The following is a 22,450-nucleotide window of genomic DNA, read 5'->3' as shown; positions in this document are numbered from 1 at the left end:
TGCCTATCCGTCCGTCAACGTCCAATGTGGACCGTCGGGGGTGTCCTCGACGGCGATGCCCGCTGCCAGCAGGCGGTTGCGTACCGCATCGGCGGTCGCGAAGTCACGGGCGGCGCGGGCCTGCTGCCGTTGCTCCAGCAGTTCGGACACCAGCGCGCCCAGTGCGGTTCTGGCCGCCGAGTCCTCTGTGGAGTTCGGCCAGGCCAGTGGGTCCAGGCCGAGCACGTCCAGCTGCGCGCGCACCGTGCTCGCCGCGGCCAGCGCGCCATGGTCGTCGCCGCCGTCGAGCGCCGTGAAGCCCTGCCGCACGGTGTTGTGCACCGCGGCGAGTGCCGCCGGGGTGCCAAGGTCGTCGTCGAGCGCGGCGGTGAACTCCGCGCCAACGGACGAACCGAGCGGCACCGCGGCCACCCGCGCGCCGACCCGCTGCACGAACGACTCGATCCGCTCGTAGGCCCGCACGGACTCGTCCAGCGCCGAGGAGGAGAACTCGATCGTCGACCGGTAGTGCGGCGCCACCAGGTGGTAGCGCAGCTCCTGCGGCCGGTACTTCTCGGTCAACGACGGGATCGACACGACGTTGCCGAGCGACTTCGCCATCTTCTCGCCGGCTATCCCGACGAGCCCGTTGTGCATCCAGAACCGCGCGAACGGGTCGCCGGCCGCCCGTGACTGCGCCAGCTCGTTCTCGTGGTGCGGGAACACCAGGTCGTGCCCGCCGCCGTGGATGTCGAACTCGTCGCCGAGGTAGGTCAGCGCCATCGCCGAGCACTCCAGGTGCCAGCCCGGCCGGCCGGGACCCCATGGCGTTGGCCACGACGGCTCACCCGGCCGCGCGCCCTTCCACAGCGTGAAGTCACGCGGGTCCTTCTTGCCCTCGGCCGCCGACTCGCCCTGCTGCACCTCGTCGAGGCGCTGCCCGGACAGCTCGCCGTACTTCGGCCACGACCGGACGTCGAAGTACACGTCCCCTGCCGCGGCGTACGCGTGGCCGCCGTCGATGAGCCGCTGCATCAGCTCGACCATCTGCGTGACGTGCCCGGTCGCGCGGGGCGCGATCGACGCCGGCAGGCAGCCGAGCGTCTCGTAGGCGGCCTCGAACTCGCGCTCGTACCGCGCCGACCACGCCCACCACGGCTGGTCGTGCTCGTCGGCCTTGCGCAGGATCTTGTCGTCCACGTCCGTGACGTTGCGCACAAGCGTGACCGCCAGGCCGTGGTGGGTGAGCCAGCGACGCAGCACGTCGTAGTTCAGGGCGCTTCGCATGTGCCCTATGTGTGGCGGTCCCTGCGGCGTGGGCCCACACACGTAGATCGACGCCGTTCCGCTGCGTACGGGATGGAACTCCCGCACACTCCGGCTCGCGGTGTCGAACAGGTGGAGGCTCACGGCTTCGCTACTTTCAGGAGAGGACCCAGTGGTAGAAGACTAGCCGCGTGGCAGTAGGCACGCGGTGGCAACCGCCGCGATGCCCTCTCCTCGCCCAGTCAACCCGAGTCCGTCCGTCGTAGTGCCGGACACCGAAACGTCGCCGCCGGCGGCCGATGACAGCACCTTCTGTGCTTCGTCGCGCCGCTTGCTGATCTTGGGTGCGTTGCCGATGACCTGCACGACCGCGTTGCCGAGCCGGTAGCCGGCCGCCTCGACGCGCCCGCGGACCTCGGCGAGCAACTCCACCCCGTGCGCGCCGGACCAACGCGGGTCGCCGGTGCCGAAGACCTCACCGAGGTCACCGAGGCCGGCAGCGGACAGCAGGGCGTCGCACAGGGCGTGCGCGGCGACGTCCCCGTCGGAATGACCGGCGCAGCCGTCGACGCCGTCCCACAGCAGACCCGCGATCCAGCACTCCCTGCCGGGCTCGATGGGGTGCACGTCGGTGCCGATGCCAACCCTCGGTGCCGTCACCGTGCCAGCACCGCCTCGGCAACTGTCAGGTCGAACGGTGTGGTGATCTTCATAGCGGCGACGTCGCCCGGCACGGTGTGCACGGGCACGTCGACCTTCCCCAACTCCGCGCCGGAGCGGCGCAGTACCTCCACGTCGAAGCCCTGGGGGGACTGGATGGTGCGCAGTCCGGTCCGGTCGGGGGTGTCGAGCACCGTCCCGGTCGCGTCGACACGTTTGACCGTGTCCGTGACCGGCAACACCGGAACGACGGCGGAATTGCCGGCAGCCACCGCGTCGGCGACCGAACGGACGAGGCTGGATGGGGTGAGCGCTCTGTCGACGTCGTGCACGAGCACGATTCTGGCGTCGGGGACCCGCGCGAGCGCGGCGTCGAGCGCCAACCCGATGGACGCGGCACGATCGTCCCCGCCCGTGACCACCGTCACCGAGGAGAAGGAGGCGAGGGCCGCCGACACCTGCCGCACGTGGTCGGGAGGGGCCGCAACGACAACATGCCGCACGCAGCCCGCATCCAGCAGGCCACGCACGGCATGTGTGATCAAAGGCAAGCCATGTAGCGACACCATGGCTTTAGGCCCGCCTGCACCGAGGCGCTCACCCCGCCCCGCAGCGGGGACGACCGCGACCGTCACAGCGGACCAGTTATCTCGTTGTTCTCTGCTCGGGCGCTCAGACCGACGCCGTGGCGAGGACCTCGTCGAGGATGACCTCGGCCTTGCCCTCGTCGGTGCCTTCTGCCAGTGCAAGCTCACTGACCAGGATCTGCCGCGCCTTGGCGAGCATCCGCTTCTCGCCGGCGGACAAACCGCGATCCTTCTCGCGCCGCCAGAGGTCGCGCACCACTTCGGCCACCTTGTTCACGTCGCCCGAGGCGAGCTTCTCGAGGTTGGCCTTGTACCTTCTCGACCAGTTGGTCGGCTCCTCGGTGTGAGGAGCACGCAGAACATCGAAGACTCGGTTGAGACCCTCCTGGCCCACGACGTCCCGAACTCCGACGATCTCAGCGTTGTCGGCGGGAACGCGTACCGTAAGGTCACCCTGCGCGACCTTAAGGACGAGGTACTTCTTCTCCTCGCCCTTGATCACACGGGTCTCGATGGCTTCGATGAGTGCGGCACCGTGGTGCGGGTAGACGACGGTCTCTCCGACCTTGAAAACCATGTGTCCTCTGCCCCTTTCGCTGGGTCCATCCTAACACGAGGCGCGCTGGTGCCGTAATGGACCCGGGGTCAGTTGCCGCAGGTCAGCGGCCACGCGCGAGTTCGGTCGCGGGGTTGACAAAGTGGTTATCCGCGTGCATGTCGACATTTGCCGGACAACAGTTCAACATCAATTTCCTTGTCCGAATTGGACGGTTGGGTAGCGGGGTTGACCACTCGCACGTGCTCGGCGGGCGTCCCGCTACTCTTCGCGTGAGCCAAGGCATGCCCGAGGAAGGACCGCGATGGTGAGCCAGACGACCCGACCGCTGCGCAAGCTCGTGCCCGCGGCGGCGATCGGTCTGTCCGCACTGCTCGGGATCGTCGGCTGCGGCGCCGGCCAGGTCGCGCAGACGGCCGAGATGGAGCCAGCGGTCAACGGCAGCATGGGCCAGGTCGGCGACATCATGCTGCGGAACGTGCAGGTCGCGTTCCCGGAGAACGGCGAGGCGTACCTCGCCGGCGAGGACGCGCCGCTGGTGTTCACGATCGTCAACGTCGGCGGCGCCGACGACGAGCTCGTCGGCGTGACCAGCCCGGCAGGCCAGGTGGAGATCATCGGCGACGCGCGGATCCCCGCCCGCACCTCGCTCCACGTCGTCCTGCCCGACGACAACCCGTCGGCGACCTCCTCCGAGGAGACCACGACCACCACCACGACCACGGGGTCGGCGACCAGCTCGCCGTCGACCACGACGGGCACCAGTGCCCCGGGTACCACGTCCTCGGCGCCGTCGGTCTCGGCCACGCTCACCGAGCTGCCGCCGGACGCGATCGGCAAGATCAGTCTGGTCATCACCGGTCTGACCGGGGACCTCCCGTTCGGCAAGCAGGTGCCGGTGACATTCGAGTTCGCCGACGCCGGCGAGATCACGGTCAACCTGCCCGTCGCCGCACCGTCCACGGCACGGGCCGAGGACCGCGACGCAGGCGAGGCCGAAGGCCATTAGTCGAGCGGAGAGTGCCGTCGACGCTTTTGTCGGTGGTGACCTCTAGGTTGACCGCGTGGCGAAGAACGCGCGAACGAGACCCGGGTACCGCTGCGCCGAGTGCGGCAACGAGTCGGCCAAGTGGTACGGCCGCTGTCCCGAGTGCCAGGCGTGGGGAACCTTAGAAGAGGTAGGTGTCCCCAACGCGGCGCTGGCCAAGATCGTGGCCGGTGCGCCGAGCGCGCCGGCACGACGCATCGGCGACGTGGACGTCGAGTCGGCCAGGGCACGGCAGACGGGTGTGCCCGAGCTGGACCGGGTGTTGGGCGGCGGCCTGGTGCCGGGCGCGGTGGTGCTGCTGGCCGGTGAGCCGGGCGTTGGCAAGTCGACGTTGCTGCTGGAGGTCACGTACCGCTGGGCCGCGCGGGACGGGGACTCGTCGCCCGCGTTGTACGTCACGGGGGAGGAGTCGGCCGGGCAGGTGCGGCTGCGGGCCGAGCGCACCGGCAACGTGCACGACGCCATGTACCTCGCGGCCGAGAGCGACATCTCGGCCATCCTCGGGCACGTCGACCAGGTCGACCCAGGGCTGCTGGTGGTCGACTCGGTGCAGACCCTGTCCACGACGGCCGTGGACGGCACCGCGGGCGGCGTGACGCAGGTCCGGGCGGTGACGGCCGCGTTGGTGGCACTTGCCAAGGAACGCGGGCTCCCTGTCGTGCTGGTCGGTCACGTGACCAAGGACGGTTCCATTGCCGGTCCACGGGTCCTGGAACACCTGGTGGACGTGGTGCTGCACTTCGAAGGCGACCGGCACTCCACGCTGCGCCTGGTGCGGGGTGTGAAGAACCGCTTCGGCCCGGCCGACGAGGTGGGGTGCTTCGAGCTGGTCGACGACGGCATCCGAGGCGTCGCGGACCCGTCCGGCCTGTTCCTGAACCGGCGGGACACCGGCGTGCCCGGGACGGCCGTCACGGTGATGGTGGAAGGTAAGCGGCCGCTGGTGGGGGAGGTCCAGGCACTCGTGTCGAAGTCACCGCTCCCCTCGCCGCGGCGGGCGGTGTCCGGCCTGGACTCCTCCAGGGTGGCGATGGCGCTGGCCGTGCTGGAGCGGCGCGGCGGTGTCCGGCTGTCCGACCAGGACGTGTTCGCGGCCACGGTCGGCGGCATGCGCATCCACGAACCGGCGGCGGACCTGGCGCTGACGCTCGCGGTGGCCTCGGCGGCGCGAGGAACCGCCTTACCCGCCGACGTCGTGGTTCTCGGCGAGGTGGGGCTGGCCGGGGAGGTCCGGCGCGTGCACGGCGTGAAGTCCCGGCTGGCCGAGGCGGCCCGGCTGGGGTTCGTGCGGGCCCTGATCCCGCCGGACTGCGAGGTGCCGGAGGGCGTGCGGGCCCGCGTGTGCCCCGACCTGGGCACCGCGCTGGACATGATGGAGCGGATCAGCCAGACGGCCTGACCCCCATGCCGGCGACCACGGTCGTGGCCACCGACGTGTACTCGGTCACGGTGCCGGCGGGGATGCCATCGAGGTCGTCCTCGGTGATCTCGCGTTCGCCGATGAACTGGCCCGTCACCGGGTCGATGATCACGTCGTGGCGGAAGCCCGCCGCGCTGATGCCGAACGCGGTGCCCTTGTGGCCGTCCACGTTCGCGACCCGGTCGGTGATCTCGAGGCCGGGCACCTTGGCGAGCACCCGGTACAGCGAGGCACGCAGGTCGGCCGGCACGCGCCCGGTCCGCAGCACGTCCGCCACGTACACGACCATCTCCAGGTCGGCGTCGTTGCCCTGGCCTGCGGTGTCGGTCCGGAGCCGGTCGTACAGCTCGGCGGGGTCACGGGGCAGGGTCGAGAGGAACGCGGTGTCCGGGCTCTGCCAGTTGCCCTCGGCCGTGCAGGGCTTGCGGCCTGCCTCGGTGGCGTACCAGTCACCGCACGGCGCGCGCCACTCGCCTTCCGGCCAGTCCGGCTCGTCGAGCGGGATGCCCTCGGCCTTGGCTTTCGTCTCGGAGCCGACCAGCCACTTGCGGGCGCCGGTCACGTCCCGCCGCCACAGCCACTCCTGCGTCTGGTCGGCCGGAATCCAGACCTCCTCGACGTTCTCCGCCAGGTACGCGTAGTCCTCGTCGAAGGTGTTCATCCACCACGCGTGGGTGGCGACGTAGCGGTACTGCCCTGGCCCCAGCGGCACGTCGACGGCGGTGATCCGGTCCGCCGCCCGGTACAGCTGCCCGGCCGCCGCGTCGGTTGTCTCGTCGCCGAACTGCACCGTCTGCACGATCAGCACGCTCGCCATGACCGCGACCACGGTGCCGACCGCCGCGAGCCACCAGCTCCACCGCCGCCACGACCTGGTCGGTTCCCCGACCGGCATCCGCGCACCCGCCGCGACCAGCAGATCAGCCCGTATCCGGTCGAGGGCGTGCTTGTTCGGCTCCGGCACCGGCTGGAGCGCGGCCAGCGCCCGGTCCAACTCGTCGTCCGACCACACGGCCCGGACGTTGTCCTCGTGGCTAGACATTGCCGTACCCCCTCGGGGCGTGGGCACGCAGCCACTTGCGTACCCGGTGCAGCCGCGACCGCACGGTGCCCACGGGAATGTTCAGCGCGTCGGCCACCTCGTTCGAGTCGAAGCCGGCCCACGACGTGAGTAGTAACACGTCCCGATCGCCTTCGGACAGCTCGGCGAGCGCGCCGGCCAGCTGGGCCGCCATCGCCGCGGCGTCGAGCCGGTCCGCGACCCGCGCCTCGTGGCTGGCCTCCTCACCGGGGGCGTGCCCGGCCGACCGGGCTGTCGCCTGCAGTGCCCGCAGCTCCTGGCGGTACTGGCGGCGCAGCAGGTTGGTGGCGATGCCGTACAGCCACGACCGCACCGCGCCGCGGTGCGGGTCGTAGGTGTGCCGCTGGTTCAGCGCGACGAGGAATGTCTCGCTGACCAGGTCGTCCGCGGTCTCCGTGCCCACCCGGCGAGCGAGGTAGCGGTGGAGCGGTTGGGCGTAGACGTCGAAAAGCCGGCCGAACTCCACTGCCGGCTCGGGACCGCCCAGATACGGGCGGTCCTTGTCGGCGGGCAGCGGCTCGACGGCCGGCTCTCGATGGGTCATCCACACAACTCGTGTTGTCCGATGACCTGTTCCGCGTTCATGTCCGGAATGCCTCATTCATGGCTGGGGAGGCATTCAAGCGTTTCACCTGGAAAGCAGCTGAGCGCACCTGATCAGGCCGAGGTGTGAGTACGCCTGAGGGTGGTTGCCCAGCGACCGTTCGGCGATCGGGTCGTACTCCTCCGGCAGCAACCCGGTCGGGCCCGCGGCGTCGACGATCTGCGCGAACAGGTCCTCCGCCTCGGTGCGCCGGCCGGTCAGCAGGTACGCCTCGATCATCCAGGCCGCGCACAGGTGGAAGCCGCCCTCGTCGCCGGGCAGGCCGTCGTCGCGGTGGTAGCGGTACACGGTCGACCCGCTGCGCAGCTCCGCCTCGGTCGCGGTCACCGTCTTCTGGAACCGCTCGTCGCTGGGGTCGAGCAGGCCGACCATGCCGATCAGCAGGGTGGCCGCGTCCAGGTCGGTGCCGTCGTAGGCGGTGGTGTACGACTGGACCTCGTCGTTCCAGCCCTTGGTCAGCACGTCCGCCGCGATGGTGTCCCGCAGCTCGGGCCACGACGACTCGATCTCCCGGCCGTACTGCTCGGCGAGCTTGATCGCGCGGTCGATCGTGAGCCAGCACATGACCTTCGAGTACACGTGGTGGCGTGGCCGGTGCCGCTCCTCCCAGATGCCGTGGTCCGGCTCGTGCCAGCGGCGCGCCACGGCCTCGGCCATCGCGCACACCATCCGCCAGTCGTCGTCGGTGAGCTTGCCGCGTGCCTCGGACAGGGCGGCGACGAGGTCGACGACCGGCCCGAACACGTCCAGCTGGACCTGCTGGTTCGCCAGGTTGCCGACACGCACCGGACGCGAGCCGGCGTACCCGGGCAGGGTGTCGATCACGGCCTCGGCGGGCAGCGTGGTGCCGTGGATCGTGTACAGCGGGTGCAGCAGCTCGGGGCCGGGCAGCGTGGTCAGCACGCCGTGCAGCCAGCCGAGGAACTTCTCCGCCTCGACGATCGAGCCGACGGAGACCAGCGACTTCGCGGTCATCGCGCCGTCCCGCAGCCAGCAGTAGCGGTAGTCCCAGTTGCGGATGCCGCCGATCTCCTCCGGCAGCGACGTCGTGGCCGCGGCCATGATCGCGCCGGTCTCACTGTGGCACAGGCCGCGCAGCGTCAGCGCGGACCGCGCGACCAGCTCCTTCTCGACTGCCGGCAGCATGAGGCCGTCGAGCCACTCGGTCCAGTACCGGGCCGCGCGCGCGGCGCGCTCCGGTTCCGACAGCTCGTGGGCGTCGAGCGAGTTGGTGCCGCACCGCAGCTCCAGCACGATCGGCGCGTCCGGCGTCGGGCAGATGACCGCGCGTGCCGTGTCGTGCATGCCGTCGGAGGTGATCTCCCACTCGACGCCGGGGGCACGCAACGTCACCGGGTCGGAGGTGCCGTGCACCCGCAGCCCTTCCGCCGACGCCACCAGGCGGACCTGGACCTGCGCGAACTCCGGGCGCGGCGCGAACTCGACCACGGCGGGCGCGGTGCCCGAGATCACCCGGACCAGGTCGGTGCGGTGCTGGGTGCTGTAGTGGTCGAGGTAGTCGGTGACCAGCAGGCCCGACCAGCGCGTCTCGACGGTCATGGTGCCCGGCAGGTAGCGCTGCCCGAGCGGCAGACCACCGCGTTCCGGCGTGATCGAGAAGTTCCCGGCGGACGGGCCGCCGAGCAGGTCGGCGAAGACGGCGGCCGAGTCCGGCTCGGGGTGGCAGAGCCAGGTCAGGCGGGCGTCCGGGGTCAGCAGCGCGACCGACCGTTCGCTCGCCAGCATGGTTAACCGCTCGATCGGCGGGGCCTGCTCGCCGTACAGCCAGTTGCGGCGCTCCTCCAGCAGGAACGCCAGCACCATGCCGACCTGGACGGGTTCGGCGACGCGGAAGCCCGCGAGGGTCTCGCCGTCGCCGACCTTGACCCCCAGGTCCGGGCCGGACAGGCGGGCGAAGGCCTTCTCGTCGGTGACGTCGTCGCCGATGAACACCGCGGCGGTCGCGCCGACGTTGTGGCGCAGCGTGTCGAGCGCGTGCCCCTTGTCGGTCTGCACCACGGCCAGCTCGATGACCGCCTTGCCCTCGGTGACCTGCACCCCATCCCAGGTGCAGGGCCCCGAGCGGACGGCGTCGTTGACGCGTTCCGCGACGTCGGGTTCGGCTCGGCGGGTGTGGACGGCGATGCTGGCCGGTTTGATCTCCAGCTGGACACCGACGGTGTCCGAGGTGATCTCCTCCAGCGCCGACTCCAGACGGCGGTGCAGATCTCGGGCCTGCGCGTCCAGGGCGTGCACGAAGCCGATGTCGAACTCCGAGCCGTGGCTCCCGACCAGGTGCACCTCGGCGGGCAACCGGGACAGGGTCGCCAGGTCGCGCAGGGCGCGCCCGGAGATCACGGCGGTGGTGGTCTCGTGCAGTGCGGCAAGTGAACGCAGCGCCCCGACCGACTCGGTCATCGGGCGAGCCTGGTCCGGGTTCTCTACGATCGGCGCGAGCGTGCCGTCGTAGTCGCAGGCAACCAGGAGACGCGGGGTGCGCGCGATCTGGACGATGGCCCTGCGCAGCTCAGCGGGCAGCGCCTCAGCGGTCATGGTCACGGTCGTCTTCGACTCTCTGGCAGCGGGGTTGTGTGCGGCTTTCCAAGGCTGGCACACCGTGGCAGAGCCGAACTGTAGCGTCCGTGAAGGAGCTGGAGTCCGCGTGGCCTTCTCAGGTCACTTGCTCCGCTTGGGGCTGCAGGGCGTCCAGGAAGGACCTGGCCCAACGATCGACATCGTGTGTGAGCACCTGGCGGCGAAGCGCACGCATCCGTCGCCTGCCCTCGGCGGGATCCACCTCCAGAGCGGCCTGCATGGCGTTCTTGACGCCGTCGAGGTCGTGCGGGTTGACCAGGAACGCGCTGGTCAGCTCCGCGGCCGCGCCCGCGAACTCGGACAGGACCAGTGCGCCACCGAGATCGTGCCGGCATGCCACGTACTCCTTGCAGACGAGGTTCATGCCGTCCCGGACCGGTGTGACGAGCATGACGTCCGCGGCCGAGAAGAACGCGGAGAGTTCCTTCCGGTCGACCGACTGGTGCAGATAATGGACGACGGGGTGGCCGACCCGGCCGAACTCGCCGTTGATGCGGCTCACGACCTGCTCGATGTCGGCCCGCATCCGCTGGTAGTGCTCGACCCGTTCGCGGCTCGGCGTGGCGAGCTGCACCATCACGACCTCGGTCGGGTCGATCCGGCCCTCCGTCAGCAGCTCCTGCAGCGCGTACAGGCGGACGTCGATGCCCTTGGTGTAGTCCAGCCGGTCGACGCCCAGGATGATCTTGCGTGGGTTGCCGAGGTCGGCACGGATCTGCCTGGCCCGCTGGGTGACCTCCCGGCTGCGGGCCATGCTGTCCAGACCACTGGCTTCGATCGAGATGGGGAACGCGCCGACCCGGACACTGCGGTCGCCGACCTGCACCACACCCGGCCTGGTCCGGACGCCGACCGCGCCGCGGCTCGGCTCGAGACCGATCAGCCGGCGCGCCAGCCACAGGTAGTTCTGCGCGCCGCCGGGCCGGTGGAAGCCGACGAGGTCCGCGCCGAGCAGCCCGCGGATGATCTCCGCGCGCCACGGCAGCTGCATGAACAGCTCGGTCGGCGGGAACGGGATGTGGAGGAAGAAACCGATGCGCAGGTCGGGGCGCTGCTCCCGGAGCATCGCCGGCACTAGTTGCAGCTGGTAGTCCTGCACCCACACGACCGCACCGTCGGCCGCGATCGTGGCGACCGCGTCGGCGAACCGCTTGTTGACCTTGACGTACGAGTTCCACCATGCGCGGTCGAACACCGGCGGCGCGACGACGTCGTGGTAGAGCGGCCAGAGCGTGCCGTTGGAGAAACCCTCGTAGTAGAGCCGGACCTCGTCGGCGGTCAGGCTGACCGGGTGTAACCAGATGCCGTCCTCGGCGAACTTGTCCACCTCGACGTCGGCGACGCCGGGCCAGCCGACCCACGCGCCGCTGTTGCGTTGGAGGAACGGTGCGAGCGCGCTGACGAGCCCGCCGGGGCTGTGCTTCCAGCGCTCCGTGCCGTCGGGCAGCCGCTCCAGATCGACCGGTAGCCGGTTGGCCACCACGATGAAGTCTGCCCCGCCGCTGTTGCTGATCTCGGTGCTCACGCCGAGCGTGCCTCCTCGATACGAGTCGGCTTCTGAGACTAGTCAACAACTTGCGGGCATGGGTGACGAGAAGTGCGTGGTAACACACGCATTACGTCAGAAGTACGGATTGTAGATCCACTTGGTGCACCAGCCGGGTGCGTCGTCCCGGCGGAAGATCACCCGGACCGCCCACAGCGGGCGGGCGGTCTCGATTTCCACGTGCGTGGCCGGCTCGTACCCGGCCGTGCTGGCGATCACCTCGGAGCGGGTGGTCTCGTAGCCGTTCTCGTTGCGGTGCTTGAACTCGAACCGCGCCACGGCGCGCGAGGCGAGCCGTGGCGCGAGCAGGTTCACGAAGACCGGAGACAGCCCGTGCCTGTCGCGCCACTCGCCGCTCCAGTACACGGTCAGCCCGCCCGCCGACTTCGTGAGGGCGAACGAGGCCGCCAGTGGTTTGAGCACCTTCGTGCCGGTCATAAGCGCTAACGCTAAGCACGCGCGTCACCCGCCGGAACGAAGTTTCACACGCAGTTTCACGCGATAGTTGTATTTACCGGCGTTCCCAGCTCCACTGTGCGACTCACCGTGCACAGCCGGTCATGGGAGAGCTTCACGGTCCTCGGCAGCAGCGTCCGTGCCTCGTCGCCGGCCGGGCCCTCGGGGAACGTCACGTCGAAGGTCACCGACAGGTTCGTCATCCGGTTTCCGTTTTCCTTGTCCGACACCTTGTCGCCGCTCACCGTGATCGTGAACCCGGTCGGCTCGGCGCGCCTGCTGGTCACCGTGTCCGTGTCGATGGCCGTGCAGGTGCCGATCGCGGCGAGGAGCAGTTCGACCGGGGTGAAGTCGTCACCGCCGACCGGCAGCGTGCCACCCCGCTCGTTGCTCACCACGTACCTGCCAGCCGACACGCGGTCGATCTTCACCGACCTCGAGGAGTCCGTCATGCCGCCACGGTAGCCCCGGGTTAGCTTCGGGTCCGTGTGGCGCAAACGGGAACGGTGGGAGCGTCTCGACCCGCCGACGCAAGGAATGCAGGGGCCGGCGCTGCCGGCGGAGTCGACCGTCCACTTCGTCCTCGACCTCGCGTTGCGGATCGGCGAGGTCCAGATGGCCTCCGGCGCCGGCGCCTCCGACGTGACCGCCACGATCATCGCGGTCGCCGGCGCCTACGGCATGCCGCACTGCGAGGTGGATGTGATCTTCACCTCGATCACGGTCACCTGCCAGCGCGGTGTCGACCTGCCGCCCGTGACCGCCGTGCGGGTGGTCCGCTCGCGCGGTCTCGACTACACCCGCCTTGCGCTGGTGGAGCGTCTGGTCCGGACCATCACCCGGAACCGGGTCACCGCACACGACGCGCACGCCGAACTGGACCGGATCACGAACGCGCCGCACCCGTACCCGCGCTGGTTCGCCACCCTCGCCTACGCCGGCATGGCCGCGGCGGTCGCCGTCCTCATCGGGGGCGACGCACTGGTCGCGGTGTCCGCGGCGTTGATCACCGCACTCATCGACCGGGTCGGCCGGCTGCTCAACCGCAGAGCACTGCCGTTCTTCTTCCAACAGGCTGTCGGCGGCGCGCTGGCCACGGGCTGCGCGGTGGCGATCGTCGGATCGGGCGTCCTGCCATCGTCGATCACACCGACGACCATGGTGGCGGCCGCGATCACCGTGCTGCTGTCCGGCCTGTCGTTCGTGTCGCTCGTCCAGGACGCCATCACCGGCTACAACGTCACGGCGGCGGGCCGCATCGTCGAGGTGTCGCTGATGACCGCGGGCCTCATCGCGGGCGTGGTCCTGGCACTGAACATCGGGGTCAAGCTCGGCCTGCCGTCGGTGCCGGCCGTCCAACTGTCCTCGTCACTGCTGCGATTACCGCTGCAAACGGCTGCTGGCGCGGCTGCGGCGGCGTGCTTCGCACTGGCGAGCTACGCGACACCCCGGTCCGTGGTGGTGGCCGGCATCGCGGGCGGCGTCGGCGCGGCCGGGTTCAGCGCGCTCGTACTGGCCGGCATCGGACAGACAACGGCCTCGGCGGTGGCGGCGACCGTGATCGGCTTCGCCGGCGGGGTGATCTCCCGCAGGCTCGCCATCCCGCCCCTGGTCATCGCGGTGTGCGGGATGGTGCCGCTGCTGCCGGGCCTGACCATTTACCGCGCGCTGTTCGAACTGGCCGTGGAACGCAGGTACACGGGACTGTCGACACTGATGGTGGCCACGTCAGTCGCGCTGGCCCTCGCCGCAGGCGTGGTGCTGGGCGAGTACCTGGCACAACCGGTCCGCCACGGCCTCGGCCGCCTGGAGCGCCGCCTGTCCGGCCCACGCCTGGCCGGCCCCCTGCGACCGACTCGGCGTCGCCTCGAGTGACCGTGCTCTAGGATGAGGTCGGCCCTGCGGGGCATGCCGGCATAGCTCAATTGGCAGAGCAGCTGTCTTGTAAACAGCAGGTTTGGGGTTCGAGTCCCCTTGCCGGCTCACGCATCGGAGGCGAGTGCTCGCGGAGAGCGCTCGCCTCTCGTGTTCGCGCCAATCTTTGGCGAACCGCTCCCCATTCCCCCGATTTTCGTTACTGGCTCGTGACCAACCTGGTCCATCGGTGCCCGTCTCTTCTGTCGAAAGGATCCGGTGCGGATCTTAAACTGGGGAGATAGAAAAACCATGAAGAAGCTTTTGCTTTCTGCTGCCGTGCTCGCGATTTTCACCGGCGGAATGACCGTCGCCGTCAACTTCGCGGCACCGGAGACCGCCGTCGCGTGCGCGTACGACGCACAGACCCCCTCCGCCGCGCTCGCCGCCAGCCTGCCGCAGGTCAGACACGGCGACAAGGGCAAGCACGTGCTCGCGCTCCAGCTCGCGCTGCGCACGGAGGGCTACACCTACCTGCGGGGGACCGGCACCTACGCGAGCGAGACGCTGCGTGCGGTCAAGGACTTCCAGCGCAAGAACCACATCAAGGACAGCGGCATCGTCGGCCCGAAGACCTGGCACGCGCTCGTCGCAACGAAGCCACCGTCGAGCACGGGCGGGGCCCCTGGCTCGATCGAGGTCTTCTCCCTGCGGCCTGGTGAGCGAAACGAGATGAAGGTTTCCATGCTCACCCACATGCTCTTCCGAATTCACCCGTACCTGACCGAGATGCCAACGAATTCCGGCGACGTCTATGGCCCGGAACTGCAGAAGATCGTGCGCGATTTCCAGAAGCGTGCCGGAATCAAGGCCAGCGGAATTGTCGGCCCGAAGACGGTCCGTGCGATGGACACGGTCATCGCGGTCTCCGGCAACTGGGGCTGCTGAGCGACACACCACGAACGGGTCTGGGAGAGCACGCGCCCTCCCAGACCCGTCGCATGTTCGCCTAGATTTCTTGCCGGCAGATGTCGAGAACCCGTCCGGCGGCTCCGACTCCCTGTCGAACCGCGCCCGGACGGGTGCTCGACACGAGGAGCAACACCATGAAGTACCTCCTGATCATGCAGGTCAACCCCGCCGTTCTCGACGCGCTCACCGAGGAGGAGCGCAACGAGGTCGGGAACGGGCACGGGGACTTCATGAAGTCCATTCAGGACTCCGGCGAGTTCATCCTCACACAGGCACTCGCCGACCCGGCCAACACGAAGGTCGTCCGCGGCACCGGCGGTGCCCCGGCCGTGACCGATGGCCCGTTCCTCGAGGCCAAGGAGTTCATGGGCGGCTTCTACCTGATCGACTGCGAGAGCCAGGAGCGGGCGGTCGAGCTCGCCAAGCTCATCCCGGACGCCAAGATCAAGGGCCTGTCCATCGAGATCCGTCCAGTGATGTTCTCGGCGGGCGCCGATCTGTGAGCGGAGCTAGCGAGATCGAGGACCTGCTGCGCCGGCTGGCGCCGCGGGTCCTCGGCACGCTCGTCCGCCGGCACGGGCAGTTCGACGCCTGCGAGGACGCCGTCCAGGAGGCGCTCCTCGCGGCGTCGGTCCAGTGGCCGGAACAGGGCGTGCCGAACGAACCCGCGGGCTGGCTGGTCACCGTCGCGGGCCGCCGGCTGACCGACCAGTGGCGCAGCGAGGCGGCCCGCCGCCAGCGCGAGCTGACGGTGGCGACCGAGCCGTCGCCAGACGAGGACCTGAGCAGGCACGTCGACGACACGCTGAAGCTGCTGTTCCTGTGCTGCCACCCGGAGCTGTCCGAACCGTCACAGGTCGCGCTGACGCTGCGGGCCGTCGGCGGCCTGACCACGGCGGAGATCGCGAACGCGTTCCTGGTGCCGGAGTCCACGATGGCCCAACGGATCAGCCGAGGGAAGCAGAAGATCAAGGGGCTCGGCTTCCCCGACGGCCCGGAGCGGCTGCCGGCCGTGCTGCACGTGCTGTACCTGATCTTCAACGAGGGCTACAACACCACCTCGGGCCCCGACCTGCAGCGGGTCGAGCTGACCGCGGAGGCGATCCGCCTGACCCGCGAGGTCCACGCACTGCGTCCTGACGACGGCGAGGTCACCGGCCTGCTCGCGTTGATGCTGCTCACCGATGCCCGCCGGGCCACCCGCACCACATCGGACGGTGCGCTGGTGCCGCTCGCCGAACAGGACCGCTCGCGTTGGGACCGTGGCCGGATCGAGGAAGGCGTGGCGCTGGTCAGCCACGCTCTCGCGGTGTCCCCTCCGGGGCCGTACCAGCTGCAGGCCGCGATCGCCGCCATCCACGACGAGGCGCCGAGCACGGAGCAGACGGACTGGCCGCAGATCCTGGTCCTGTACAAGCTGCTGGACCGCATGGCCCCGAACCCGATGGTGACCCTGAACCGCGCGATCGCCACCGCCATGGTCCACGGGCCGAAGGCGGGCCTCGAACTGCTGGGGTCGCTGAACGGGGACAAGCGGATCGCGGGGCACTACCGGCTGGACGCGGTTCGCGCGCACCTCCTGGACCTGGCCGGCGAGCACGAGCAGGCCAGGGAGCACTACCGAAGGGCGGCGAAGCGGACGTTCAGCCTGCCGGAGCGGGAGTACCTACTGCGGAAAACCTCAGGGTAAAACCTGAGGTTTCCCGCATACCGCCGTCAGCTTCGTGGGCATACCGTCGTGTTCATGACCCGAACCTGTACCGCAGCAACTTCCCCATGTTCCGCAGGACCGGCACCCGCAGCATCGCGCGGTAGACCGTCCGCTGGAACGCGGGTAGTCGCGGCCAGTCCTCCTTCGGCACGAAGGCCTCGGCGGTCTGGCATGACACGGGCGTCAAGCCGACCTCCGCCAGCTCGGTCGGGTCGTCGATCCCCCAGCGCAGGGTGGCCTTCGCCCGCCGGACGATCGCGTTCGTCTTCTGTGACCGGACGCCGAGCTTGCTGTACGCGTCGAAGAACACCTCTCCGGACGAGAAGTGCGCGACGACACGGCGAAAGAGCTCGCGACCGTCGGTGGGATCGAGGTACATGGTGAGGCCTTCCGCGACGACGATCGCCGGTCGGCCGCGGGGCACGTCCTCGAGCCAGCTGGGATCCGTCACGGACGCACCGATCATGGTCGTGTTGGCCCGCTCGGGATATACCTGCCGACGCAGGTCGATGACCTCGGGAAAGTCGATGTCGAACCACCGAACGGTCGCGGGTGGGTCGACTCGGAACACCCGACCGTCCATCCCGGCCCCGAGATGCACGACCGTGCACTCCTCGTGTGCCGCGATGAAGTCCCGAACCACGGCGTCGAACACCTTGCCCCGGGCGGCGATCCCGAACGCGTGCGCCTTTCTGACCTTGAACTTGGTGAAGTCGTAGTCGATTCGCGCGACCGCGTCCTCCGCGGTCGGGTCACCGAGCACGGGATGCTCGGCCCTGGCGTCGATCGCACGCCCGTAAAGGGTGGCGAGGTTCGTGGACTGGTCCTCGGTGAAGCGGACCCCGGCCATCACCATCTCCGTTCGTCACAAATTTCATAATCTTGTGAAAAGAGTACACGTGACGACGTCGCAACTCCTCGTGCTCACAGTGGGCTGCCTCTCACACCGGTCGCCGATGGCGTCAAACCGGTGGGCAAGCAACCCAAAACCCAAGGTGACGGTCTCTTTACCAGTGGGGGCCGTACCGGTCACACCGCGATGCGGGCGGCTACTCTCGCGACGCGAATCAAGTAAGGGGGTTCGGTCATGGTGAGCATGCGTTCGAGGATCATGACCTGGGCAGCACGCTGGTACCTGAACCGTGCGTCGAAGAAGGGGTTCGACCTTTCGAGGATGGCGTTGCTGCCGGACAAGGCACTGATGCCGCTCAAGAGGGACGGTCTCGACCCGATCCCGGAGCTCGGCGAGCTGCGCGAACAGGCGCCGGTCAGCAAGCTCCCCATCCCGTTCGCGGTGAACGTGTGGCTCGTCACGGGGTACGAGGAAGCCAAGACCGTCCTCGGTGACGTCAAGGGCTACAGCAACGACTTCGCGAACCTGGTCGGCGAGCACGGTGCGTCCGCCAGCCACAGCCCCGGCGGTCTCGGTTTCGCGGACCCGCCGGAGCACACCAAGCTGCGCAAGCTGCTGACACCCGAGTTCACGATGCGCAGGCTGTCCCGACTGACGCCCGGCATCAAGGCGATCATCGAACAGCAACTCGACGAGATGGCCGCGGTCGACGGCCCCGTCGACCTGGTCAAACACTTCGGTCTGCCGATCCCGAGCCTGGTGATCTGCGAGCTGCTCGGCGTCCCGTACGACGACCGCGACGACTTCCAGCGCCTGGCGATGGCCCGCTTCGACCTGTTCAGCGGCGCTACGGCATCGTTCGGCGCCATCTCGGAGTCCCTGGCCTACCTGACCCAGGTGGTCAAGCAGCAACGTGCCGAACCGGGCGACGGCCTGCTCGGCATGATCATCAAGGAACACGGCGACGACGTCAGCGACCAGGAACTGGCCGGCCTGGCAGACGGAGTCCTGACCGGCGGTTTCGAGACGACAGCCAGCATGCTGGCACTCGGCGCGCTGGTGCTGCTGCAGGACGAGGACACCTTCAAGCTGATCCACGACGACGACTCCGCAGTCCACGGCTTCGTGGAGGAGGTCCTGCGCTACCTCACGGTCGTACAGGTCGCCTTCCCGCGGTTCGCCCGCGAGGACACCGAGGTCGGCGGCGTGCGGATCAACAAGGGCGACGTGGTGATCGTCTCCTTGTCCGGCGCCGACCGCGACCCGGTCCTCGGTCCCGGCCTGGAAAAGGTGGACCCGCACCGAACCCCGACGTCCCATCTGGCCTTCGGCTACGGCGTACACCGCTGTATCGGCGCCGAACTGGCTCGCATGGAACTCCGAGCGGCCTACCCGGCCCTGCTCCGCCGCTTCCCGAAGATGCGACTGGCAACCCCGGCCGAGGAACTCACCTACCGAAAGGTCTCCATCGTCTACGGCCTGGAAGACCTGCCGGTCCTCCTGGACTAGAGCGTCTCGTGAAACTGAGAGTCGTCGTGCTGTCCGACACGCATGCGCCCCGCAGGTGGAAGGCGTGTCCTCCGGCGGTGGCGGAGCACCTCAGGGACGCCGACGTGATCCTGCACGCCGGTGACGTCTGTGTGCCGAGTGTGCTGGACGAGCTGGCGGAGTTCGCCCCGGTCCACGTCGTCGCGGGCAACAACGACGGGCCGGACGTCGTGGCGTGGGGTGCTCCGGAGATGCTCGAACTGGACCTGGCCGGGCTCAAGATCGGCATGATCCACGACAGCGGTCAGGCCGACGGCCGGCCGGCGCGCATGCGCAGGCGCTTCCCGGATGTCGATCTGGTCGTGTTCGGCCACTCGCACATCCCCATGGACGTCACGGGCGCCGGTCTCCGGATCTTCAACCCCGGCTCTCCGACGGACCGTCGCCGCCAGCCACACGGCACGATCGGCGAACTGGACATCGAGGACGGTCAGCTCCTGGACGCACGGATCATCCCCGTCACCTGACCGTCGGGAGGTCAGAAGGCGAAGACCCTGCCGGTCTCGTTACGCATCGTGCAGGGGTTGCCGAACTCGCGTTCCCAGTCGACGGGCACGCCCCGCCAGGTGCCCTCCGCGGTCGCGACCACGGGGACGTACTGCATGGTGCAGATCATCGGCCGCGAACCGGGCAGCGAATCGAAATCCCCTTGTGCCAGATGGATTTCCGCGCAGGCACGCCGTGCGTTCGGATGGGGGCCGCGGGGTGGGTCGCAGAAGAGCTGGACGGCTGCCGCCCACCCTTCGGACGAGACGACCGTGAGCGTCAGCGCGGTGTCTGGGCGCGCGCTGGCCACACCGGTTACCGCGAATGGGAGCGCGACGGCCAGCAGCACCCCGCTGAGCCGGGTGAACATCATGTCTCCACAGTGGACCCGCTCAACCGTGGCAGTGAAGCCAACTCGTCGGTAACGCCCGATCGTGTCACCCCCGACTACCCTGCGAGTCATGGAGATCAGGGACGCCGTCCCCAGTGACTGGCCACAGATCTGGCCGTTCCTGCGGGACATCGTGCGTGCGGGGGAGACCTACACCTGGGCGAGGGACGAGACGGAGGAGTCGGCCCGCGCCATCTGGATGGCCGAGGCCCTACCGAACCGCACACTCGTCGCGGTCGACGGCGACACGGTTCTCGGCACGGCGAAGATGGGCCCGAACCACCGCGGCCCCGCCGCGCACATCGCCAACGCGAGCTTCATGGTCGCGCCGCAACACAGCGGCAAGGGTGTGGGCAGGGCACTCGGCGAGTACGTGCTCGACCAGGCCCGGGCGGACGGCTTCCGCGCCATGCAGTTCAACGCCGTCGTCGAGACGAACACGCAGGCGGTGAAGCTCTGGCAGTCACTGGGCTTCGAGATCGTGGCCACGCTGCCGGAGGGGTTCAACCACGCGACGAAGGGCTACGTGGGCCTGCACATCATGTTCCGCCCCCTCTAGCCTCATTCGGTATGAGGATCGCTGTCGCCGCTGACGAGTTGGTGGGGGTCGCAGAGGCCGTCGTGGACGAGCTGCGCACGCGCGGCCACGAGCCGGTGCTGCACGGTGCGCTCAACCCCGAGGAACGCCCCGACTGGGCGTGGGCGAGCGAGGCGGCCGCCCGCGCGGTGGCGGACGGCCAGGCAGACCAGGCCATTGTCTGCTGTTGGACGGGCACGGGCGCGTCGATCGCGGCGAACAAGGTGCCGGGCGTGCGGGCGGCGTTGTGTGCCGACGCCGAGACGGCCCGCGGCGCCCGCCGTTGGAACGACGCGAACGTGCTGGCCCTGTCGCTTCGCCTGACCAGCGCCCCGCTGCTGACCGAGATCCTGGACGGCTGGTTCGCCGGTGAACCAAGCGACGACCCGGCGGACAGGGCGAACATCACCCACGTCGACGAGATCTGAGCATTGCCCCCGGCGAGCGCGCCGACAACGATGGGGTGATCACTGCTCGCCCGACCCGGGAAGGTGAGATGGATCCGCAGGTCACGGCCAGGGCCCTGTACGAGGCGCGCCGCACGCGCGTCCCGATCCCGCCGTTCGGCGCAGGCCTCGGCGCCGAGGAGGGCTACGCGATCCAGCAGGAGCTGGTGAAGCTGCTGCTGGCCGACGGCGACCGGATCGTGGGCTACAAGGTCGGTCTCACGTCCAAGCCCATGCAGCGGCTGATCGGCATGGACTCCCCGGACTACGGCCCGGTGCTGGAGTCCACGGTGTACCCGTCCGGCGCGGCGGTCCCGGCGAGCCGCTTCATCCAGCCGAAGCTCGAGGCGGAGATCGGCTTCGTGCTGAGCGAGCCCCTACGCGGCCCGGGCGTGAGCCTGCTGGACGCCGCCCGCGCTGTCGCAGGCGTGGCGGCGGCGGTCGAGATCGTGGACTCCCGCATCGAGGACTGGCGAATCGGCCTGGCCGACACGGTCGCGGACCTGGCCTCGAACGGCTCGGTCGCGACCTCGGGCAGGCTGGTCCCACTGTCCGATGTGGATCCGAAGATGGTCGGCATGGTCCTGACCCGCAACGGTTCCATCGTGGACACCGGCGCCGGCGCGGCCGCCCTCGGTGATCCGTTGCTGGTGGTGGCGTGGCTGGCGAACACGTTGGGCGAGCTGGGTGTCACACTGGAACCCGGCCACCTGATCATGACCGGCGCACTGCACGCGGCCGTCCCCATGACGCCCGGCGACGTGTTCCGCGCGGAGTTCGACGAGTTGGGAGCGGTGACTGTGCGGGTGGTCGAATGAGCGCGGCACGCCTGAACATCGGCACACTGCCGGCCGGCCCGGCGGCCGCGACCATCGCGTTCGTCCTGGGCGCGGAGGTGCGCGGCCCGACAGTGTGGGACGTGCTGGCCGCGACCACGGCGGTGTGCCCGGCCCTGGTGGCCGGTGACCGGCACGTGATCGGCAGCCCGGTCCCACTGCCGGCCACCGACCTGCGCCTCGTGGGCGTCGTCCTCGAACGGGGCGGCGAGGTGGCGGCAACCGCGGCTGGTGCGGCAAGCCTCGGCCACCCGGCGGCCTCGATCGCTGCTCTGGCACACGAACTGGCCGCGTCCGGCGACCCGCTCCGCCCAGGAGAGATCGTGGTGGCCGCCCCACTGGCCTCGGTCGCGGAAACCAACGCGGGCGACGTGCTCGTGGCAAGCGTGGCCCGCATCGGCACGGTGGAAGCCGCGGTGGAAACGGCACCGGCAGGAGCCCCGCTCTCCGGCTAGGGTCCGATGGTTTCCTCGCTGCCCTGAAGGCCCTCGGTCTCAGGTGCACGAGTGTCCCATTCGCTCGCACTCGCCACCGAAAGTTGTCCACAGGCCCCCGCGACCAGGGCTTTTGTCTGTGTCGCTTGGTACGATGGCCTCGGAGTGGCCCCCCCGGGTATTGGGTGGGGGATGCCTACGCAACCATCTGTGTTGGCGTTGATCATGAACGGCTTGTTCGGATATGAGGCTGTCCCGAACCCGCCCTTCGGGACGAGCACCGCAGGGGTGTTGCTCGGCGGTTCTCGCGGCGCGTCAGGGCGGGCGGAGCCGAGTACGAGGATGACGTCCTTCCTAACGCCCAGCGTGAGCAAGGCCCCTTCTGCGCACCGTCTCGGCCAGGGTCGGTTCCCGGATGTCCTGAAGGGCACTCTCAGGACGGTCAACGTCCTCAAGGGCACCCTCGATACATCGGCCACCGCCGGGCGGCGCAACCAAGATCACTCGCCGGAGAAACAAGACTTTGGCGAAGCCCTGCACCACG

Annotated in this window: 24 protein-coding genes and 1 tRNA gene; 13 read left to right on the top strand and 12 right to left on the bottom strand. The window is 69.3% G+C overall.

Going from position 1 to position 22,450, the window contains the following annotated elements:
• Nucleotides 1-3: 3 nt before the first annotated feature.
• The 4 genes from cysS to VF106_RS16395 form a co-directional block, all read right to left on the bottom strand.
• The gene (gene cysS / locus VF106_RS16410) at nucleotides 4-1,389 is read right to left on the bottom strand and encodes a cysteine--tRNA ligase (RefSeq protein WP_330840581.1); all 1,386 of its coding nucleotides are present in this window, start codon (nucleotides 1,387-1,389) and stop codon (nucleotides 4-6) included.
• A gap of 39 nt (nucleotides 1,390-1,428) precedes the next feature.
• Nucleotides 1,429-1,905 carry a 2-C-methyl-D-erythritol 2,4-cyclodiphosphate synthase gene (gene ispF, locus VF106_RS16405; RefSeq protein WP_330840580.1) on the bottom strand — a complete coding sequence of 159 codons (477 nt, stop codon included), beginning with the start codon at nucleotides 1,903-1,905 and terminating at the stop codon, nucleotides 1,429-1,431.
• Nucleotides 1,902-2,474 carry an IspD/TarI family cytidylyltransferase gene (locus VF106_RS16400; RefSeq protein ID WP_414638984.1) on the bottom strand — a complete coding sequence of 191 codons (573 nt, stop codon included), beginning with the start codon at nucleotides 2,472-2,474 and terminating at the stop codon, nucleotides 1,902-1,904. Before VF106_RS16400 ends, ispF begins: the two co-directional genes overlap by 4 nt.
• A gap of 103 nt (nucleotides 2,475-2,577) precedes the next feature.
• Complete coding sequence (locus tag VF106_RS16395) at nucleotides 2,578-3,069, bottom strand: CarD family transcriptional regulator (protein WP_075129788.1); 492 nt, start codon at nucleotides 3,067-3,069, stop codon at nucleotides 2,578-2,580.
• 286 nt (nucleotides 3,070-3,355) lie between these two features.
• Between VF106_RS16395 and VF106_RS16390 the strand changes: the two genes are divergently transcribed.
• Nucleotides 3,356-4,057, top strand: a complete 702-nt coding sequence (locus tag VF106_RS16390) for a copper chaperone PCu(A)C (RefSeq protein WP_330840578.1) — start codon at nucleotides 3,356-3,358, stop codon at nucleotides 4,055-4,057.
• 55 nt (nucleotides 4,058-4,112) lie between these two features.
• Nucleotides 4,113-5,495, top strand: coding sequence for a DNA repair protein RadA (gene radA, locus VF106_RS16385; RefSeq protein WP_330840577.1), 1,383 nt, complete (start codon nucleotides 4,113-4,115; stop codon nucleotides 5,493-5,495).
• On the opposite strand, the gene VF106_RS16380 is transcribed toward radA, so the two are convergent.
• The 6 genes from VF106_RS16380 to VF106_RS16355 all read right to left on the bottom strand — a co-directional run bounded on the left by VF106_RS16380 (nucleotide 5,479) and on the right by VF106_RS16355 (nucleotide 12,250).
• A complete protein-coding gene (locus tag VF106_RS16380) occupies nucleotides 5,479-6,558 on the bottom strand; it encodes a CU044_5270 family protein (RefSeq protein WP_330840576.1) in 1,080 nt (359 codons plus the stop codon). The two genes, radA and VF106_RS16380, sit on opposite strands and share 17 nt — an antisense overlap.
• On the bottom strand, nucleotides 6,551-7,141 hold the full coding sequence (locus tag VF106_RS16375; protein ID WP_330840575.1) for an RNA polymerase sigma factor: 591 nt from the start codon (nucleotides 7,139-7,141) through the stop codon (nucleotides 6,551-6,553). The genes VF106_RS16380 and VF106_RS16375 overlap by 8 nt, the downstream gene beginning before the upstream one ends.
• Before the next feature lie 84 nt (nucleotides 7,142-7,225).
• On the bottom strand, nucleotides 7,226-9,754 hold the full coding sequence (gene otsB / locus VF106_RS16370) for a trehalose-phosphatase (RefSeq protein ID WP_330840574.1): 2,529 nt from the start codon (nucleotides 9,752-9,754) through the stop codon (nucleotides 7,226-7,228).
• 118 nt (nucleotides 9,755-9,872) lie between these two features.
• A complete protein-coding gene (locus VF106_RS16365) occupies nucleotides 9,873-11,321 on the bottom strand; it encodes an alpha,alpha-trehalose-phosphate synthase (UDP-forming) (protein WP_330840573.1) in 1,449 nt (482 codons plus the stop codon).
• A 96-nt stretch (nucleotides 11,322-11,417) separates the two neighbouring features.
• Nucleotides 11,418-11,780 carry a hypothetical protein gene (locus VF106_RS16360; RefSeq protein WP_330840572.1) on the bottom strand — a complete coding sequence of 121 codons (363 nt, stop codon included), beginning with the start codon at nucleotides 11,778-11,780 and terminating at the stop codon, nucleotides 11,418-11,420.
• Between the two features lie 56 nt (nucleotides 11,781-11,836).
• Nucleotides 11,837-12,250, bottom strand: coding sequence for an OsmC family protein (locus VF106_RS16355; protein ID WP_330840571.1), 414 nt, complete (start codon nucleotides 12,248-12,250; stop codon nucleotides 11,837-11,839).
• A gap of 85 nt (nucleotides 12,251-12,335) precedes the next feature.
• Between VF106_RS16355 and VF106_RS16350 the strand changes: the two genes are divergently transcribed.
• The 5 genes from VF106_RS16350 (at nucleotide 12,336) to VF106_RS16330 (ending at nucleotide 16,314) form a co-directional block, all read left to right on the top strand.
• Complete coding sequence (locus VF106_RS16350; protein WP_330840608.1) at nucleotides 12,336-13,673, top strand: threonine/serine exporter family protein; 1,338 nt, start codon at nucleotides 12,336-12,338, stop codon at nucleotides 13,671-13,673.
• A gap of 35 nt (nucleotides 13,674-13,708) precedes the next feature.
• Nucleotides 13,709-13,781 (top strand) — tRNA-Thr (locus VF106_RS16345).
• Nucleotides 13,782-13,931: 150 nt separating this feature from the next.
• The gene (locus VF106_RS16340; RefSeq protein WP_330840570.1) at nucleotides 13,932-14,600 is read left to right on the top strand and encodes a peptidoglycan-binding protein; all 669 of its coding nucleotides are present in this window, start codon (nucleotides 13,932-13,934) and stop codon (nucleotides 14,598-14,600) included.
• 158 nt (nucleotides 14,601-14,758) lie between these two features.
• Nucleotides 14,759-15,127, top strand: a complete 369-nt coding sequence (locus tag VF106_RS16335; RefSeq protein ID WP_330840569.1) for a YciI family protein — start codon at nucleotides 14,759-14,761, stop codon at nucleotides 15,125-15,127.
• A complete protein-coding gene (locus VF106_RS16330; RefSeq protein WP_330840568.1) occupies nucleotides 15,124-16,314 on the top strand; it encodes an RNA polymerase sigma factor in 1,191 nt (396 codons plus the stop codon). Before VF106_RS16335 ends, VF106_RS16330 begins: the two co-directional genes overlap by 4 nt.
• A 52-nt stretch (nucleotides 16,315-16,366) precedes the next feature.
• Here the strand turns inward: VF106_RS16330 and VF106_RS16325 are convergent, their stop codons facing one another.
• On the bottom strand, nucleotides 16,367-17,185 hold the full coding sequence (locus VF106_RS16325; protein WP_330840567.1) for a class I SAM-dependent methyltransferase: 819 nt from the start codon (nucleotides 17,183-17,185) through the stop codon (nucleotides 16,367-16,369).
• Nucleotides 17,186-17,422: 237 nt separating this feature from the next.
• On the opposite strand from VF106_RS16325, the gene VF106_RS16320 reads away from it, so the two are divergent.
• Both VF106_RS16320 and VF106_RS16315 read left to right on the top strand, forming a co-directional pair.
• Complete coding sequence (locus VF106_RS16320) at nucleotides 17,423-18,697, top strand: cytochrome P450 (RefSeq protein WP_330840566.1); 1,275 nt, start codon at nucleotides 17,423-17,425, stop codon at nucleotides 18,695-18,697.
• A gap of 8 nt (nucleotides 18,698-18,705) precedes the next feature.
• The gene (locus tag VF106_RS16315; RefSeq protein ID WP_330840565.1) at nucleotides 18,706-19,203 is read left to right on the top strand and encodes a metallophosphoesterase family protein; all 498 of its coding nucleotides are present in this window, start codon (nucleotides 18,706-18,708) and stop codon (nucleotides 19,201-19,203) included.
• Between the two features lie 11 nt (nucleotides 19,204-19,214).
• Here the strand turns inward: VF106_RS16315 and VF106_RS16310 are convergent, their stop codons facing one another.
• Nucleotides 19,215-19,595 carry a subtilase-type protease inhibitor gene (locus VF106_RS16310; RefSeq protein WP_330840564.1) on the bottom strand — a complete coding sequence of 127 codons (381 nt, stop codon included), beginning with the start codon at nucleotides 19,593-19,595 and terminating at the stop codon, nucleotides 19,215-19,217.
• Between the two features lie 88 nt (nucleotides 19,596-19,683).
• Here VF106_RS16310 and VF106_RS16305 point away from each other — a divergent pair, with 88 nt between their 5' ends.
• From VF106_RS16305 to VF106_RS16290, 4 genes are all read left to right on the top strand, one after another.
• Nucleotides 19,684-20,172 carry a GNAT family N-acetyltransferase gene (locus tag VF106_RS16305; protein ID WP_330840563.1) on the top strand — a complete coding sequence of 163 codons (489 nt, stop codon included), beginning with the start codon at nucleotides 19,684-19,686 and terminating at the stop codon, nucleotides 20,170-20,172.
• Nucleotides 20,173-20,183: 11 nt separating this feature from the next.
• Nucleotides 20,184-20,618 carry an RpiB/LacA/LacB family sugar-phosphate isomerase gene (locus VF106_RS16300; protein WP_330840562.1) on the top strand — a complete coding sequence of 145 codons (435 nt, stop codon included), beginning with the start codon at nucleotides 20,184-20,186 and terminating at the stop codon, nucleotides 20,616-20,618.
• A gap of 68 nt (nucleotides 20,619-20,686) precedes the next feature.
• Nucleotides 20,687-21,454, top strand: a complete 768-nt coding sequence (locus VF106_RS16295) for a 2-keto-4-pentenoate hydratase (protein WP_330840561.1) — start codon at nucleotides 20,687-20,689, stop codon at nucleotides 21,452-21,454.
• Nucleotides 21,451-21,927, top strand: a complete 477-nt coding sequence (locus VF106_RS16290; RefSeq protein WP_330840560.1) for a hypothetical protein — start codon at nucleotides 21,451-21,453, stop codon at nucleotides 21,925-21,927. Before VF106_RS16295 ends, VF106_RS16290 begins: the two co-directional genes overlap by 4 nt.
• Nucleotides 21,928-22,450: the final 523 nt, after the last annotated feature.

This window comes from Actinophytocola sp. (assembly GCF_036378875.1).
Taxonomy (GTDB): Bacteria; Actinomycetota; Actinomycetes; order Mycobacteriales; family Pseudonocardiaceae; genus Actinophytocola.
The sequence above is the reverse complement of the archived record's forward strand: the minus strand, read 5'-3'. Positions and strand labels throughout refer to the sequence as shown.

Excerpts from the sequence above, each read along its gene's own strand:
- VF106_RS16320 (WP_330840566.1), top strand. The coding sequence starts at position 17,423 with ATGGTGAGCATGCGTTCGAGGATCATGACCTGGGCAGCACGCTGGTAC.
- VF106_RS16300 (WP_330840562.1), top strand. The coding sequence starts at position 20,184 with ATGAGGATCGCTGTCGCCGCTGACGAGTTGGTGGGGGTCGCAGAGGCC.
- VF106_RS16400 (WP_414638984.1), bottom strand. The coding sequence starts at position 2,474 with ATGGTGTCGCTACATGGCTTGCCTTTGATCACACATGCCGTGCGTGGC.
- VF106_RS16360 (WP_330840572.1), bottom strand. The coding sequence starts at position 11,780 with ATGACCGGCACGAAGGTGCTCAAACCACTGGCGGCCTCGTTCGCCCTC.
- VF106_RS16350 (WP_330840608.1), top strand. The coding sequence starts at position 12,336 with ATGCAGGGGCCGGCGCTGCCGGCGGAGTCGACCGTCCACTTCGTCCTC.
- VF106_RS16355 (WP_330840571.1), bottom strand. The coding sequence starts at position 12,250 with ATGACGGACTCCTCGAGGTCGGTGAAGATCGACCGCGTGTCGGCTGGC.
- VF106_RS16375 (WP_330840575.1), bottom strand. The coding sequence starts at position 7,141 with ATGACCCATCGAGAGCCGGCCGTCGAGCCGCTGCCCGCCGACAAGGAC.
- VF106_RS16325 (WP_330840567.1), bottom strand. The coding sequence starts at position 17,185 with ATGGCCGGGGTCCGCTTCACCGAGGACCAGTCCACGAACCTCGCCACC.
- VF106_RS16395 (WP_075129788.1), bottom strand. The coding sequence starts at position 3,069 with ATGGTTTTCAAGGTCGGAGAGACCGTCGTCTACCCGCACCACGGTGCC.
- VF106_RS16290 (WP_330840560.1), top strand. The coding sequence starts at position 21,451 with ATGAGCGCGGCACGCCTGAACATCGGCACACTGCCGGCCGGCCCGGCG.
- VF106_RS16310 (WP_330840564.1), bottom strand. The coding sequence starts at position 19,595 with ATGATGTTCACCCGGCTCAGCGGGGTGCTGCTGGCCGTCGCGCTCCCA.
- VF106_RS16295 (WP_330840561.1), top strand. The coding sequence starts at position 20,687 with ATGGATCCGCAGGTCACGGCCAGGGCCCTGTACGAGGCGCGCCGCACG.
- otsB (WP_330840574.1), bottom strand. The coding sequence starts at position 9,754 with ATGACCGCTGAGGCGCTGCCCGCTGAGCTGCGCAGGGCCATCGTCCAG.
- VF106_RS16380 (WP_330840576.1), bottom strand. The coding sequence starts at position 6,558 with ATGTCTAGCCACGAGGACAACGTCCGGGCCGTGTGGTCGGACGACGAG.
- VF106_RS16335 (WP_330840569.1), top strand. The coding sequence starts at position 14,759 with ATGAAGTACCTCCTGATCATGCAGGTCAACCCCGCCGTTCTCGACGCG.
- VF106_RS16305 (WP_330840563.1), top strand. The coding sequence starts at position 19,684 with ATGGAGATCAGGGACGCCGTCCCCAGTGACTGGCCACAGATCTGGCCG.